The organism is Negadavirga shengliensis, from assembly GCF_042652345.1.
In the GTDB taxonomy this organism is placed as follows: Bacteria; Bacteroidota; Bacteroidia; order Cytophagales; family Cyclobacteriaceae; genus Negadavirga; species Negadavirga shengliensis.
Genome location: NZ_JBHSJJ010000003.1, coordinates 402,951 through 418,360 on the forward strand (window position 1 = coordinate 402,951; position 15,410 = coordinate 418,360).

Consider the following 15,410-nt stretch of genomic DNA (forward strand, 5'->3'; position numbering starts at 1 on the left):
TTTTTTAAATGAATTAACCGAAAAATCTGCCATCTTCTTTTCTTGCCTGAAAATGGGCTTTTGCCAAGGCTGATCTTTTCCCTTCCGGAGAAAGGTCAAGATGGCTGCTGCCGTCAGCGAGGGTAAAATCAAACCCCAATTCTTTGGTCACCTTTTTCAAGTCATTGACGTGGGTTTGTGATGCAAACGCTTCTTTGGTATGGGGACAGACAGCCATGCCCCTTTTCATGCCTTCAACCTTATAGAGGTTTGCACCCAGTTGGGCCAGCCTCTGAAAGATGTGGAAAAACTTGCCAAAAGGCATCCAAATAAGGAACAAAATCACCGTAATGGCATGGGTGACGGACATGAACTGGTGCGTTCTTCCCTGAAGGAAAGTATAGTCATAGGAAATGCCCAAGCCTGTTATGGAAATGGCAATCAACAGAAACAAAGGCAGCCAGTCACCTTCAAAAGTCTGGGTGGCTATCAGCCCGCCATTTGTCAACCGTCTTTTCATCATGATCACAGCGCCTATGGTAACCAAAACCGAACACCAAACCAAGCCGTGGAAAGTGATAAAGGCAACTGGGGATCCCAATTCAAATTGGCTCACGGGGAACCCGAAGAAATTGGCCGTGTAAGTGCTCCATGAACCGGGCACCAGCGTGAAATGGATCCAGCCGAAGGTAAGCGGTATGGTTATGGCAAAAGCAATCAGACAGCCTGTGGCCAGCAGAAAGTGTCCCCACCAGCGGACTTTTCCCCTTGGATAGATGAACCGTTGAAAAAGGATGTTGCGGAAAAAGAGACCGATGGATCTGGAAGCATACCTCCCAAAGTCCTTGCTCAGCAGAAACTGCCAGCTTCTTCGCCAGTACAGCCGTGTAGGAGGCCGCTGCAACCACACAGAATACCGATAGGCGATGCCAAATACCGCGAATATGGTCCCGAACAGGTAGGCAATCAGGGCAGCATCAAAATTCTGGAGATTTCGGGACCCGATAAAAACAAGCACGATCACAGCTAAGGCTGCAATCGTGGCTTTTATCAATGCGGTCCGGTTTAAAGTCCTGATAAGTCTATACATTTGAGGTGTTTTTCGTTCTTTAACTTGGTCTTTCTGCTCCTTTTCGTTGATAAAAGTACCAGTTGATCCAAGTAGCCACCAGCAAATAAATTCCTAAAATCCAGAAAAAACCGGTGGCGCTTCCGGTACCGCCCATAAAAGCAGCTATTGCCATGGAAAATACAAACGGTCCGTATGCGGCAATAGCAGCAGTCCATCCAATTACCCCGGCTGCTTGGCGGGGATTTTCTTTAAATATAATAGGAAATTGCCTAAAAGTCGAAGCATTTCCTATTCCTGTAAAGAAAAACAGCATCATGGTGATGGCAATGAACCAGGGGAATTGTTCCATTCCACTTGGGTTTACCAGGTCCATCCCGATAATAAGGGCTACACCGGCCATTAATCCTATACCTGTAATGGTGGTCAATATGGCCCCGCCTACCTTATCTGCAATAAAACCAAAAAGTATCCTGGAAGCAGAACCGATAAGCGGCCCATAGAAAGCGTACTTTAAGGGGTCAGGGGCTGCCTCAAATTTTCCATATATGGTGTGGATCATCATGGGAAAGGCGGCGGAAAGGCCGGCAAAAGTACCGAATGTCATAAAGTAGGTGATGGTACAGTACCAGGTGTGTTTTTCGCGGAATATATCCAACTGCTCTCTAAAACTGGCTTTGACAGGGACGCTTTTAAGAAGAAACCAGCAGACTATCGCAGTGATGATCAGCAAAGGAACATACCAGAACGCGGCACTTTGCAGATAGATTTGTTGAACCAACGTTTCACCTGTATCGCCAGCTGATTTTGAAAAAACCTGGGGCGCTCCATATAATGCCACACCTAACATGACAGGTGTCATGAACTGGGCAATACTTACCCCGAAATTACCGATTCCAGCCTGTATGCCGAGGGCCGTACCCTTCAATCTGGCAGGGAAGAAGAGGTTGGTGGAAGGCATGAACGAAGAAAAGTCCCCCCCGCCAAAACCGGCCGTCAACGCCAAGACCATAAACACCCAAAAAGGGGTGCCCGGATTCATGACTGCAAGACCTATCCCGATTACAGGTATCAATTTGAGCAAAGTAGCTATGGTAATGGTGTGACGCGTGCCGTAGATGGGAATGAGAAAGGTGTGGATGATCCGTAGTGTACCGGCTGCCAGTCCGGGCATGGCAGCCAACCAGAACAATTGCTGCCCGGTAAAGGCAAAGCCAATCCCATTTAGCCGGGTAACGATGGCACTCATCATGAACCAGGAAGCAAACGAAAGCGTCAACGCAAATGTGGTGACGGTCAAGGTTCTCCAGGCAATGGTTTTTCCTGTTGCTTCCCAAAAGGAGGTGTCTTCAGGAGACCATTCTTTTAGCCAGGTATTATTTGATACCTTCTTCTCTTTGGTGACCAAAGTGGATGTGTTTTCCAAGGGTTTAACTAGCGTTGCCATAGCCTTATGTGATTAATTGATGATACAAAATTAGAGGCGCCTTCGGGTTAAAAAGCTGACGGAAATCATGTTTTAATATGATTTAAAACGGCATCAGGATTTCCGCAAAAAATAGGATAAAATGGCTTTTGGCACTGGATTAGTAGAAAAGAAAGCAAAGCACGTTTGATGCATCAATAAACTCCCATAAAAATGAAAAAGCACAGAATAGAAGATTTTGAAACGTTTTGCCAGGACATAAAAAAGTACTATGAGAGGAGCAGAAGTAAAAATGAGGGAGAGGTCAAGGGCGGGGGAAAAGCGGATTCCTATGCCATCGCCATCTGCAATATGGAAGGGGAAACCTATTCCCTGGGAGATCACCATGAACGGTTTGCCCTGCAGTCGGTAAGCAAGCCCATAAATTATGCCCTGGCGTTGAAGGAAAACGGGGAGGAGGAGGTCCACAGGCATGTGGGCAGAGAGCCGAGTGGAAGGGGATACAACGGTCTGGTGTTGAATCAGGAGAGTCTGCCCCATAATCCGATGATCAACGCAGGGGCCATCATGACCTGTTCCATGATCAAACCCGGAGAAACCATGGAAAACCGTTTCAGTCACGTAAAAGAGACATGGTCAAATCTATGTGCCAACTCCGATATAGGCTTCGACAGCAGCGTGGCAAATGGCAAAGACAAAGGGTATCAAAGAAATATGGCTTTAAGTTACCATATGCTGGAGCAAGGAGCTTTTCCGGAAGGTACCGATATCTATGAAACGATGGAACTTTATAATAAATGCTGCGGCATCCGGCTAAATGTGGATCAGTTGGCTGTCGCGGCCGCTTCTCTGGCCAGCGGCGGGTGTTGCCCGGCAACGCGGGAAAAAGTATTTGAATCAGAAAATATCAGGGACTGTTTGAGTTTGATGCTATCCTGCGGTATGTATGACTATTCGGGGGAGTTTGCTTTTCTGGTAGGTTTGCCTGCTAAAAGCGGTGTTTCCGGGGCCATGATGGTGGCCGTGCCCGGTTTGCTGGGTATAGGCATCTACTCGCCTCCGCTGGATGAGTTGGGCAATCCCGTCCGTGGGATTGCTTTCTGTAGGGAGCTGGTTAAGGAGTATGGATTTCATAAATATGATTTGATCGTTAAAAATACCTCCTGAAGCCATCGGGAAAGGGAGAAAACCAATAAAAGATAAAAAAGTATTTTATTTTTAGAAAGGTCTCATTATCTTTGACATATCAAAAAACTGATGTTTATCAGGATTTGTCACATAGACCAGTTCAAAAAATCATAGGAATGGGAAAGCCACTTAAAAGACATCCGGCATTGATACCGCTATCACAGGACCATCATTTCGGCCTATTGTTGGGATGGAAAATACGTCGGGGTATCAAAAAAGAGGTAGAGAAGGACAGGATCGTAAAATATCTGGATTATTATGTTTCCTCGCATTTGGAACCCCATTTTCAACTGGAAGAACGGTTCATATTTTCTTTTTTGGCAAAAAATGATCTCATGAGAAAAGAAGCTGAACAGCAGCATGTGGATCTGAGAAACAGCGTTGACCGCATTTTGTCCGGTTCGGAGAACGCGTTCGCGGATTTGGAGCAGTTTGCAGAAGCCCTTGATGCCCATATCCGGTTTGAGGAGAGAAAGCTTTTCCAGCATATGCAGGTGGAATTAACTGAGGAAGATCTTGCAGAGCTCGAAAGCAGGGTAAAGCGGATCCATGAAAAAATAAAAGAAAACTGGAAAGACCAGTTTTGGGAAAATTAATAGATAACCTATGTTTTCAAAAGCATGTGAGTATGGCATAAGGGCAGTGATTTATATATGGTCACAAAGCAGGGAGGGACGTAAACTTGGGGTGAAAGATATCTGTAAGGAAATCGATGCGCCGGAATATTTTACGGCTAAAATTCTCCAGTCGCTTGCCCGCCAAGGCATTATCAGCTCGGCAAAAGGTCCCAATGGGGGGTTCTATATAGACAAAGAACAGGAAGAGCTTTGTCTGATTGACCTGGTGGTGGCCATTGATGGAGAAAAGATATTCAAAGGTTGTGGCTTGGGACTGAAACTGTGTTCAGAAAAAAATCCATGCCCCATCCACAATGATTTTAAGATCGTGCGTGATGGTCTTACCAAGCTGCTGAAAGAAAAGACCATAAAAGCGCTGGCAGACGAAGTGTCCAAAGGCACTGCGGTATTGGTGGCTTTGTCCTAATATAGGTTATTTCGATTGATCAAATTTGTGGCGCGTGAAAGAGAAAATTGAGGATATTAAGCACATAAAGAAATTTGTTGACAGTTTTTATGCCAAGGTAAGGAGAGATCCTTTACTTTCCCCGATTTTTGAGGAGAGACTGGGCAATGGCTGGGAGAAACATCTGGAAAAAATGTACCGGTTCTGGCAAACGGTTTTGCTGGAAGAGCATACTTATTTTGGAAGCCCATTTGCACCCCATGCCACCATGTCCCTGGATAAGGATCATTTTGAAAGATGGCTGCAGCTTTTCGATGAAACCCTGAAAGAAAGTTTCCAGGGGGAGAAGGCAGAGGAGGCAAAATGGAGGGCGGAAAAAATGGCCCAGATGTTTCAAATAAAACTGGAATATTACAGGCAACACCATATCCGCCCTTTGACCTGATCTGCTGGCCTGGCTTATTTTCCCAATGCGGCAATTCTGGAAACAATTTCCTCGTTTTCAAGGCCAAGCCCCTCTTTTTGGTATTTCAGCACACCTTCTTCATCAAACACACTGATGATGTTGGAATGGGAGAAGTCTATGGGGCTGATTTTTTTGTATTTTACGGCCAAAATGTTAGCAAAATCCCTGACCCCGTCTTCACTGCCCTGCAAAAATATCCATTGATCACCATCCATGCCGTTGTCCTTGGCAAACTGGGTGAGTTTTTCAGGGGTATCGTTGGCTGGGTCAATACTCACCAAAACATATTTCACCGGTTGGCTTGTTTTGGAACTGGCTTTTTGTTCAATATGCCGCATGTCGGCCACCAGCCGGGGACATGCCGTCCGGCAGGCAGTATAAATCATGACCACTACGAGGGGTTGTCCTCTGAAATCTTTGAACTCAATCTTTTCGTTATGCTGCGTGGTCCACTCGGAAGGAAGATGGAATATGGACATCTCATCCAATTCATCTGATTTTTCTGTGGTCTCATTTTCAGTCAGCGAAGGCATATCGTCTGACTGGCAGCTAAATAATAGGATCAATAGGGATAAGAACGGAATAATTGTTGATTTTTTCATGGCTTTAATATTTTGTCAGGGGTTGGCGGATGCCATGCTGATATCCTTTACACACCGGAAACCTAAGGTTATCAGATTATAATTGGCTTTAAGACTGGACCGCATGGCGTATCTCATGAAGGCGGCATAATTCATCAGGTCATTCGCTCCCAGCGCTCCTGACGCGCAGAACAGACCTTGGTCCGTATTGCCGTAGTTTCTGGATTCTCCGGTTAGGATAATGGCGTTGAAATCCAGGGTCCATTCCCACACCATTCCATGGAGATCCTGGACACCCCAATAGTTGGCGGGCTGTTGTCCCACCTGATGTAAATAAGTTTTGGGTTTTTCGTATCCTCTTAATACAGCTACATTGTACAAGCTGTCCCGGCGGGCATCGGCCTTGGATTGGTTAGCCATGGCGACGTATTCCCACTCGTCCACATAGGGGAGCCTTTTTCCCTGGCATTCGCAATAAGCCTTTGCCGCAAACCAGGATACATTGTTTACGGGACTGTTGGCAAGACCTTCAGGAAAACCCAGGTCCGATGTCCACATGCCCAGATACCTTTCGTCTGCAAAAAGCTTTTTGATACTGGATTTTTGCCATTGCGGGAACTGTTTGACAAACTCCAGATATTCTGAATGGGTAACCGGCGTGACATCCATGTAGAAGCCGGGAACTTTTACCTCTTCACTTTTGACCGTTCCATATAGGGGGACATAACTGCCCCCCTTTACCAAAACCATCTCTTTTTCCTGGGCGGAGAGCTGGGTGACCAGCAGAAACCCCATGAGCGTTAATAGGAAAGTTTTCATTGTCTACGTTTTTTTACCATCTCCGGCGTGATTTCTGTCCCCTTGTTTCCCCAATTGTTATAGACATAGGTCAGGACATTGGCCACCTCTTCATCGGATAAGTTTTGCGCAGGCATCATGCTGTTATACTTTTTGCCGTTCACTTCTATTTCACCGGAAAGGCCGTGCAGCAATACATCTATAGCCCTGTTCTCGTCGGCATTGAGATAATCGGCGTTTGCCAATGGAGGGAAGGCATTGGGTATCCCTTCTCCACTCGCCTGGTGACAGGCGAAACATGCCTGCATATAAAGCTTTTTGCCGGCTTCGATCCTATCGCCTTTATTCATTTCGGAGGGGAAAGCCAGTTCTTTACTGTCTTTAGGCGTTTCCTTGGCCAAGCTGCTTCCCGGGTTGTAGATTCCCTCTTCAATCTCGCCGGCAAAAATGTTGTGGTTTTCTTCCCCGCTTACTGCCAAAATACCCAATGCGCCCTTGTTGAACGCCCTGAAAATAGAGTGGTCGACCAGCACCAAATTAGAAGGCACATCTGCTACGAATTCCAGAATGGCTGCGCCGCCTGCAGGGACTAGGGTGGTGCCGACATTGGAATTGACTTGGTCGCCCCCGTCCACATATACTTTATCGAATATTTCACCGATCACGTGGAAAGAGGATGCCAGGTTGGGTCCCCCGTTCCCAAAGAAAATCCTGATATTTTCACCCGCTTTTGCTTGCAGGGCATTTTCGCCGGATAATGCGTTGACACTTCCATTAAATACTACATAATCAGGTCTTTCATCGATGGCTTTTTGTTGATTGAAAGCCTGCAATCCGGCTTCTCCAAATTTGCCTTCGGTGTAGAAGTCACCCTGCATGACATAAAATTCCTTATCCACCGGAGGCAGGCCACCTTCGGGCTCTACCAGGATAAGGCCGTACATGCCGTTGGCCACGTGCATCCCAACTGGAGCAGTCGCACAGTGATAGACGTACAAACCGGGGTTGATGACCTTGAAAGAGAATGTCTTTTCCTGTCCGGGAGCCACGAATGAGGCTTCTGCACCGCCGCCTTGTCCGGTTACTGCATGGAGGTCAATGTTATGGGGCAGCTTATTATCCGGGTGGTTTTTGATTTTGAAATCAACCACATCACCCACCCGCGTACGGATAAAAGAGCCAGGTACCGTTCCCCCAAAAGTCCAGTAAACATACGAAACACCATCTGCCATTTCAGCCTCTTGCTCGATGATTTCCATCTCCATATAAAGCCTCTTTGCAGGCCTGTTGCCTACCGGCGCCGGTACGAAGGGAGGGGAAGTCAGTTCCGCTTTCATTTCCCCGAATACTTTGATGTTTGCCGGATCCTTGGTTTTCTTAGTATGGTTTTTTATTTGGGTGCTGTCATGATTGCAGGATAAAACGAACCCTGTCAATAAAAAGATAAAAAGGTAAGTTAATCCTTTAATAATCTGCTTATATGTTGTTTCCATAACCGTGTTTGTTTAGAAAATTTTTTTCTGCTGCCGCTAACTTTTCAAGAGATGAGAATATCTCGATTTGTTATTCAAAAGTAGTTATGGATAAAGCCGGGGCTAATGACAGGAGTCAGCATCAGAAAAGTTATTTTTCATGTTTTTTCCTGCGTTTTCGCAGGTCAAGGATCAGCAGCGGGTCCATGATGGTTTATGGAACAAGCGGGTATATTAATCTTATTTCCTGATAATCAGTTAAATATTTCGGAGGCGAAATACCTTGAAAGGCGCTGCTTCAATGCCTTAAAGTCGGATATGATGATATCCTTGTTTTCCAAAGTGATTATTTTTTTTTCTTTTAACTGGGTAACGGATCTGGAAACCTGCTCTGCATTGGTGCCTGCAATATCTGCAATTTCCTGTCGGCCCAGGTTGATTTCTATCCTTTTTTGACGGTCCAGCCCAAACGTTTCCGTGATGTATATCAACGCATAGATGATTTTTTCTTCGGTACTCATTTGGGCAAAGCATTTTGTTCTCATTTCGCTTTTACGGAGTTCTCTTGAATAGAACATCATCGCCTGTAAGGCAAAATCCGGATTGGTGACAAATGTGTGGTAAAATATTTCATTTTCCACAAAGCAGATTTGAGAAGTTTCCAAGGCCACCGCCCCGATGGCATACAGTTCCTTGTCCAGGCTCATGTGTCCCAGCACATGGCCGTCCGAGGCTAATCTTACGGTATGGGACTTACCTTCCTGGTTTGTGCTGATCACCTTGACCTTACCGTGATAAATAAAATATACGCCATGGACCAAACTTCCCTCCTGAAAGATAAACTGTCCTTTTGGAACGGTATAGACATTTTTATTTTCACTCAGCCACTCCATTCCAACGGCGTGACAGTTTTTTATGAGGCACTTATGGTTAGGACATGTTGCACAATCCAAGGACATATTTACATGTATTTTGTATTTGACTTGGGAAATATCCGCATTCTTTGGATAAAAATCCAAATATATCCATGAATACCGCTTACTTTAGGGATAAACGCTTTGATCGGCACATATCCGGTTTTTTTGATTTTTTAAAACTTATAAATATGGAGTGAGAAAGAAAACAAGGGATCAAATGCGGATTTTTAAGTATCTACTAATCTTTAGTTTATAGGTGTATGATAGGCGCAGCGTCCCTGGAATTTATATGAAACCGGCTGGTTAAAAAAAAACCGGAAATTTTTTAGGAAATAAAGTTTTTGGCTTTACCTTAGCAGTATAAAAGATAAAAAGGTCTTATATTCTTATTTAATTTAAACTAAAAACACAATACACTATGCTCTCAAAATCACAAGCACGGGCATTTTTCTTGGGAGGGACCCTGGTCACCTTTTTGATTTTCATTGGGTTGACCGTTTATTCCTTTATGCCAAGCAATGACCAGACAAACCACCATCTGATAGATGATCAGGTGGTAAGGGGCAAGCATTTGTGGGAAACCAACAACTGTATGGGTTGCCACACCATTATGGGTGAGGGGGGATATTATGCCCCCGAACTGACCAAAGTAGTAGACCGAAGGGGGGAACCCTTAATCAAGGCCATTTTACAGTCGCCCGTTCCATGGGCGCCCAATGGCCGTAAAATGGTTGCCTACGAAATGAGCAGCGAAGACGCGGATGCCATGGTGGCCTACCTGAAATGGATTGGAGGCCTTGACCTCAACGGGTTCGACCGGGTGGTATCTCCTCTAGCAAAAGACAAGAAGTAAATTGTTAAACATATCAACACTATAAAAATGAAATACAAATCCCAAAAGGTAGCTTACTGGTTTTTTGCCTTATGTATGCTGCTGTTTGCTTTGCAGATCATATATGGCTTCATCATGGGTTTTGCCCGCATCGGATTGGATGGCCTTCATGATTTTATTCCTTTCAATACAGCCCGTGCGGTCCATACCAACCTCTTGGTGGTGTGGTTGCTCACCGGCTTTATGGGAGCAGCTTATTATATCATCCCGGAGGAAGCCCAGCGGGAACTGGTCAGTGTGAAGTGGGCTTATGTTCAATTGATTTCACTGGCGGTGGTAGGCGTAGCTGCCATTACCGGTTACCATTTCAATATATGGGAAGGCAGGAAATTCCTCGAAATCCCCAGGGAGTTGGATTATCTGGTAGTGGTCAACGTACTGCTTTTTCTGGGATTGATTCTTGCGACCCTGTTCAAGGGAAAAAGACAAACCACCACGGCGTTGGTTTTGGCCATGGGCTTGCTTTTTGCAGCGCTTCTGTACCTGCCGGGGATGATTTGGTTTGACAGCCAAGTTACGGATTCCTTCTTCCGATGGTGGGTTGTCCATTTGTGGGTTGAAGGTGTATGGGAACTGATTATGGGCGGTATTCTCGCATTTCTTCTGATCAAGTTGACCGGTGTGGATAGGGAAGTTATTGAAAAATGGCTGTACGTAATTGTAGGACTGACATTCCTGTCCGGTATTCTGGGAACCGGTCACCACTATTATTACATCGGTGTAAATAAAATATGGCTGGTGGTCGGAGGGATATTCTCTGCACTGGAGCCCCTTGCTTTCCTGGCAATGGCCCTCTTTGCCGTCTACATGTACAGAAAAGGAGAAAGAAGGCATCCCAACAAAGTGGCTTTATTCTGGACCATAGGGGCTTCCATTGTTTCCTTCATTGGGGCCGGTCTGTTGGGATTTGCCCACACGCTTCCCCAAACCAACATATTCACTCACGGTACTTTGGTTACTGCGATGCACGGACACTATGCATTCTGGGGTGCTTATGCCATGATCGTTTTGGCAATCATCAGTTATGCCATGCCTAACATTACCGGACGTAAACGTCACGATAATTCAAAAGGGCACCTCGCTTTTTGGCTGTCCAATGTCGGCATGCTGGGTATGGTCACGGCCCTGGGTGTAGCAGGTGTGGTCCAGGTATACCTGGAAAGAAGACTGAGCATGGACTTTATGATTGCCCAGGAAGAAGTCAAGATACATTTCGTCGTGATGCTGCTATGCGCCGCCTTATTTGCCACGGGAATCGGCATCTATATTTATGAATTTATCAAATACGGAAGACCTTCCGAGGAAGCTTTGGAAAGCAAAGTGGATGAAAGTGAAGCTGTCGCCGTAAGCTGAAAATCAACCAGTCAATCCATGTGCCGGTTCACCTTTTTCTCAAAATGTGGACCGGCCATGTTGAACCTTAAACACATCAATCATGATCAACACAGCACCTTTCTACCATGTGATCCATAAGGAGTCGGAGGTTTTCTTCCACGCATTCCAAAATAAAATCCCCCTTTTGCTCAAAGGTCCTACAGGCACAGGGAAATCCCGGTTTGTAGAATACATGGCCCATGAGCTCGATAAGAAACTGATCACCATCAGCTGCCACGAGGAAACATCTTCCACAGACCTGATAGGGAGGTTCATCATCAAGGGGGCGGAGACCATCTGGATAGATGGCCCCCTGACTACCGCGGTGAAGGAAGGGGCTATCCTTTATTTGGATGAAGTGGCGGAAGCCCGCCCCGACGTAATAGTAGCCATACATTCCCTTACTGACCACAGGAGAGAATTGTTTATTGACAAGCTGGGGGAAACTGTCAAAGCGCACGAGGGGTTTATGCTGGTGGCTTCCTTTAACCCGGGATACCAGCGAGGCTTCAAGGAACTAAAACCCTCTACCAAGCAGCGGTTTGTGGCTTTGTCATTTGATTACCCTAAGCCGGATATTGAAGCAGAAATACTGATCAATGAAAGCGGTATTGATGAAAGCAATGCCAAAAAGCTGGTAAATATAGGGCGTAAAATCAGAAACCTGACTGAGCTGGGACTTACTGAAACGGTTTCCACCCGCCTGTTGGTTGATGCGGCCAAACTGATCCACAGCGGCCTTCCCAAACGGCTTTCTGTCAATGTAGCCGTAGTTGAACCCCTCACAGATGATCCTCAGACGTTGGAGGCATTGAAGGACCTGGTGGCCCTGATGATATAAGGCTTGCTGGGGAACACCAGGTAATTTTCAGTCTGATAACCAATAAAAAAGCAACAATGGGACTCGACATAGATGAATGGGTATATGGTAAAGTAGTCAAATACTTTAAAAGAAGCAGGGAAGCCGCGGAAGAAAAGATGACACATAAGGTGGATTTGGAAACCGTCAAATCGCGCCTTACTATCATTTCCAGGGCATTGACCGGGGAAGCCACCGAAATATTCCCAGCCGAAAGAGAAGGAGGCTTTAAGCACAGTAATTTTTTCCTGCCCATTTCTTTCTCAAAGCTCCCCACCTGGGAGGAAAACCTTTCCTTTTATATTTTCCGGGTACTGTTTCTGAGTAAACAAAAAGAACTCGGCCTGAATTGGAAGGAAGAGGCGGATAACCTGATATTGTCCCGGCAAAAGGCCCTTGAGTCGGCTCCTCAGGTTTTGGAGGGCATGTCGTTGGATTTTCCTTTTGCGGAAGCGTTACATGAAAACCTTAAAGCGGGGCTGGAGAAGGTGGCCTCAGACAAAGAGCCGGCGGATTATTCCTGGCTATATGGCAAATGGATGAACAGTGAAACAGAGGAGGGGCCGGAGGAAAGTTTACAGAACTTTAACGAGAAAACCAAAAGCGGCCAGGAAGCCTCTCCTACTACCACCCTGAAAGCCAAGGCAGTGGAGGAAGTCAAAAGCATCCAGGTGGATAAAAAGCAACAGGAGGATTATGTGCTTCTGCACAATTTCGAAAAAGTAGAAACCGCAGAGGAAGCCAACGGGGTTTGGAGGGATTTTGACGGGAAAGACGACTTGGCGGATCATCAGGACGCCTTGGAAGAGCTCAGCATGCGGTTTACGGTAAGGGTGGATGATACGGCCCATTCTGTATACCAAGCCGAATTTGTGGAAAATACCACCATATCGGAAAGCGCTGAGGCGGATCACAAAGGTTTTCACCTGAAGTACGATGAGTGGGATTATAAAAGAAAAACCTATAAGGAGGATTTCTGCAAAGTGTATCCCCTATTACAATTGAAAACAGATGCGGATTATTACCGGCGTACCATTTCAAAAAACGCTGTAACCCTGATGGGGCTCCGGAAAATGCTCACTTCGGTCAATAACAAAATGCAGCAGCAGCGAAGACAAAACCAGGGAAGCGAATTTGATATTGATGCTGTTACAGATCTTTTTGCCGATGTGCATGCACGGAAAACTCCCACGGAAAATATTTATATATCCAACCGGAAAAGAGAGAAGGACCTGTCAATCCTGCTATTGTTGGACATCAGTCTTTCTAGTGATGGTTATGCGGCCAACAACAGGGTGATCGATGTGGAAAAGGAAGTGTCGATCCTGTTTGGAGAAATCCTGGATGAATTCAAAATCGACTTTTCCATTGATTGTTTTTACTCCAAAACCCGTAATTACTCCACCTTTCTCACGGTGAAAGAATTTGATGAGCCGTGGCAGAAAGCCCGGGGCAAAATCGGAGCCGTGGAGCCGAGTGGTTATACCCGTATAGGGGCCGCCCTTCGGCATGCAGGAGCAAGGCTGGACCAGCGTCAGACCAAGAACAAGTGGGTGATTTTGATTTCAGACGGCAAACCCAATGATTATGACAAATATGAAGGCAGATATGGGATACAAGATGTCAAACAGGCACTCCGGGAGCTTAATGAAAGGCATATCAATTCCTATGCGCTGGCCATAGAAGCCCAGGCAAAGTATTATTTGCCTCAGATGTTTGGTCAGAACCACTATCAGATTTTGACCACGCCGGTAGAATTGCTGAAATCTCTTGTGAAACTCTACGAAAAGATAAAACACCAATAAAAATGAACAGCTTTGAGCAAGAAATAGATTTGCCGGAAGGGCATCCTGTACATTCCTACCTCAAGGAAACGGCATTGATCCATCAGATCATTGAGGAACTGGAAAACTGCGATGCAGAAAAGGAATATCAGTTGTACTATAGTCTTTTCAATAAGCTGAATACCATTGAAAGGCGGTTTGAAAGAAAGGAAAACCAATTGTTTCCCTACCTTGAAAAGCATGAATGGAACGGCCCTTTACAAAATATGTGGTCTTTTCATGATACCATCAGACAGCAGTTCAGGTTTCTGAGGGAGAAAATAGAAGCAAGGGATTTCAGAAGTCTAGGGGACAATCTGAAATACCTGACCAACAGCATCAAAAGGCTGATGCTGATAGAAGAGACCGTATTGTTTCCAAATGCCTTGGACTTACTTGAAGAGGAAGAATGGGTGACCATGCGCAAAGGAGAGGAGGAGATAGGCTGGATGCTGTCAGAAACCCCAGCCCCGTTTCCGTCAAAAAATTATATCCACCCAAGCGAAGATGTGGAGGTGAGGGAACCGGCCGTTTCTCAGGAGGGCGCACAGCATTATGATGAAGGCTACATGACGGTGGAGCAGGTCAATCTGCTGCTCAAAACCATGCCGTTGGACATTACCTATGTGGATGAAAATGATAAGGTTATTTTCTATAACAGAGGTGAGGAACGGGTATTTCCGAGAAGTGCGGGCATTATAGGCAGAGAAGTCCGGTTTTGCCACCCTCCTAAGAGTGTGGGCACCGTACTCAAAATACTCGAGGAATTCAAAAAGGGAACCCAAAATGAAGCCGCATTCTGGATCAACTACAAAGAGATGTTGATCTATATACGCTATTTCGCTGTGCGTGACGAAAAGAAGAATTACCGGGGCGTCATCGAGATGTCGCAGGATATTTCTGGAATTAAGAAAATTGAAGGAGAAAAAAGACTATTGGAATGGAAGTGATAGAAAAAAAATCCCAGGATCAGGCCACCGGCTACAAAAGTATTTATTATCCTCCAGGAGGGATCCTGCTTTGGATCATCATTTTTCTGGAGTTGATTACTTTTGGCTTGGGATTGATGGCGATCGTATATTATGGCAGGTTGGAGCCGGAACTTTTCCAGCTTTCCAGACAGCAGCTTAATGCAGGCATAGGGATGGTCAACACCCTGTTTTTACTGACCAGTGGCTATATGATGGCCATGGCTGTTCACCGGTTCAGAGAGGGACAGTTTCAAAAAAGCGGCAAATACATCCAGTGGACATTGGTAGGGGGAGGGCTTTTTGTGGTCTTAAAAAGCTATGAATATTTCGAAAAGCTTTCAAGTGGAATAGAGGTGGATGGAAATATGTTTTTCACCTTGTATTGGCTGCTGACAGGGTTCCATTTGATCCATGTATTGGTGGGAATGGTGATACTGGGCTGGATGATGTTTAAAATGAAGGCGGTTTATGCGGATATTACTCTCACGGATCTGGAAGCCGGTGGTGCATTTTGGCACATGTGTGATCTGATATGGCTGTTGTTGTTTCCTGCACTTTATTTAATCTTTTGA

General features: G+C 45.6%; 16 protein-coding genes. 10 read left to right on the forward strand and 6 right to left on the reverse strand.

Annotated features, from left to right (window positions below; all coding sequences use genetic code 11):
• Positions 1–13: 13 nt before the first annotated feature.
• The gene (locus ACFPFU_RS07125) at positions 14–1,069 is read right to left on the reverse strand and encodes an MFS transporter (protein ID WP_377062930.1); all 1,056 of its coding nucleotides are present in this window, start codon (positions 1,067–1,069) and stop codon (positions 14–16) included.
• Positions 1,070–1,088: 19 nt separating this feature from the next.
• Positions 1,089–2,495, reverse strand: coding sequence for an MFS transporter (locus ACFPFU_RS07130; RefSeq protein ID WP_377062932.1), 1,407 nt, complete (start codon positions 2,493–2,495; stop codon positions 1,089–1,091).
• 192 nt (positions 2,496–2,687) lie between these two features.
• Between ACFPFU_RS07130 and glsA the strand changes: the two genes are divergently transcribed.
• The 4 genes from glsA to ACFPFU_RS07150 all read left to right on the forward strand — a co-directional run bounded on the left by glsA (position 2,688) and on the right by ACFPFU_RS07150 (position 5,130).
• Entirely contained in the window at positions 2,688–3,641 is a 954-nt protein-coding gene (gene glsA, locus ACFPFU_RS07135; RefSeq protein WP_377062934.1) for a glutaminase A, read from the forward strand.
• A 137-nt stretch (positions 3,642–3,778) separates the two neighbouring features.
• Entirely contained in the window at positions 3,779–4,258 is a 480-nt protein-coding gene (locus tag ACFPFU_RS07140; RefSeq protein WP_377062936.1) for a hemerythrin domain-containing protein, read from the forward strand.
• Positions 4,259–4,268: 10 nt separating this feature from the next.
• Positions 4,269–4,706: an RrF2 family transcriptional regulator gene (locus tag ACFPFU_RS07145; protein WP_377062938.1), complete on the forward strand. Its 438-nt coding sequence runs from the start codon at positions 4,269–4,271 to the stop codon at positions 4,704–4,706.
• A 34-nt stretch (positions 4,707–4,740) separates the two neighbouring features.
• The gene (locus tag ACFPFU_RS07150) at positions 4,741–5,130 is read left to right on the forward strand and encodes a group III truncated hemoglobin (RefSeq protein WP_377062940.1); all 390 of its coding nucleotides are present in this window, start codon (positions 4,741–4,743) and stop codon (positions 5,128–5,130) included.
• 14 nt (positions 5,131–5,144) lie between these two features.
• On the opposite strand, the gene ACFPFU_RS07155 is transcribed toward ACFPFU_RS07150, so the two are convergent.
• The 4 genes from ACFPFU_RS07155 to ACFPFU_RS07170 form a co-directional block, all read right to left on the reverse strand.
• A complete protein-coding gene (locus ACFPFU_RS07155) occupies positions 5,145–5,753 on the reverse strand; it encodes an SCO family protein (RefSeq protein ID WP_377062942.1) in 609 nt (202 codons plus the stop codon).
• 15 nt (positions 5,754–5,768) lie between these two features.
• Complete coding sequence (locus ACFPFU_RS07160; RefSeq protein ID WP_377062944.1) at positions 5,769–6,551, reverse strand: formylglycine-generating enzyme family protein; 783 nt, start codon at positions 6,549–6,551, stop codon at positions 5,769–5,771.
• A complete protein-coding gene (gene nirK, locus ACFPFU_RS07165; RefSeq protein WP_377062945.1) occupies positions 6,548–8,023 on the reverse strand; it encodes a copper-containing nitrite reductase in 1,476 nt (491 codons plus the stop codon). The genes ACFPFU_RS07160 and nirK overlap by 4 nt, the downstream gene beginning before the upstream one ends.
• A 233-nt stretch (positions 8,024–8,256) precedes the next feature.
• Positions 8,257–8,895 carry a Crp/Fnr family transcriptional regulator gene (locus ACFPFU_RS07170; protein ID WP_377062947.1) on the reverse strand — a complete coding sequence of 213 codons (639 nt, stop codon included), beginning with the start codon at positions 8,893–8,895 and terminating at the stop codon, positions 8,257–8,259.
• A 442-nt stretch (positions 8,896–9,337) separates the two neighbouring features.
• Here ACFPFU_RS07170 and ACFPFU_RS07175 point away from each other — a divergent pair, with 442 nt between their 5' ends.
• The 6 genes from ACFPFU_RS07175 to ACFPFU_RS07200 all read left to right on the forward strand — a co-directional run bounded on the left by ACFPFU_RS07175 (position 9,338) and on the right by ACFPFU_RS07200 (position 15,410).
• Positions 9,338–9,772 (forward strand): c-type cytochrome, encoded by a 435-nt coding sequence (locus ACFPFU_RS07175; RefSeq protein WP_377062949.1) that lies wholly within the window; start codon positions 9,338–9,340, stop codon positions 9,770–9,772.
• A gap of 27 nt (positions 9,773–9,799) precedes the next feature.
• Positions 9,800–11,164, forward strand: coding sequence for a cbb3-type cytochrome c oxidase subunit I (locus tag ACFPFU_RS07180; RefSeq protein ID WP_377062952.1), 1,365 nt, complete (start codon positions 9,800–9,802; stop codon positions 11,162–11,164).
• An 82-nt stretch (positions 11,165–11,246) separates the two neighbouring features.
• Complete coding sequence (locus ACFPFU_RS07185; RefSeq protein ID WP_377062953.1) at positions 11,247–12,026, forward strand: CbbQ/NirQ/NorQ/GpvN family protein; 780 nt, start codon at positions 11,247–11,249, stop codon at positions 12,024–12,026.
• Positions 12,027–12,082: 56 nt separating this feature from the next.
• Positions 12,083–13,849, forward strand: a complete 1,767-nt coding sequence (locus ACFPFU_RS07190; protein WP_377062955.1) for a nitric oxide reductase activation protein NorD — start codon at positions 12,083–12,085, stop codon at positions 13,847–13,849.
• 2 nt (positions 13,850–13,851) lie between these two features.
• On the forward strand, positions 13,852–14,817 hold the full coding sequence (locus ACFPFU_RS07195; protein WP_377062957.1) for a DUF438 domain-containing protein: 966 nt from the start codon (positions 13,852–13,854) through the stop codon (positions 14,815–14,817).
• Complete coding sequence (locus tag ACFPFU_RS07200) at positions 14,808–15,410, forward strand: cytochrome c oxidase subunit 3 (protein WP_377062959.1); 603 nt, start codon at positions 14,808–14,810, stop codon at positions 15,408–15,410. Before ACFPFU_RS07195 ends, ACFPFU_RS07200 begins: the two co-directional genes overlap by 10 nt.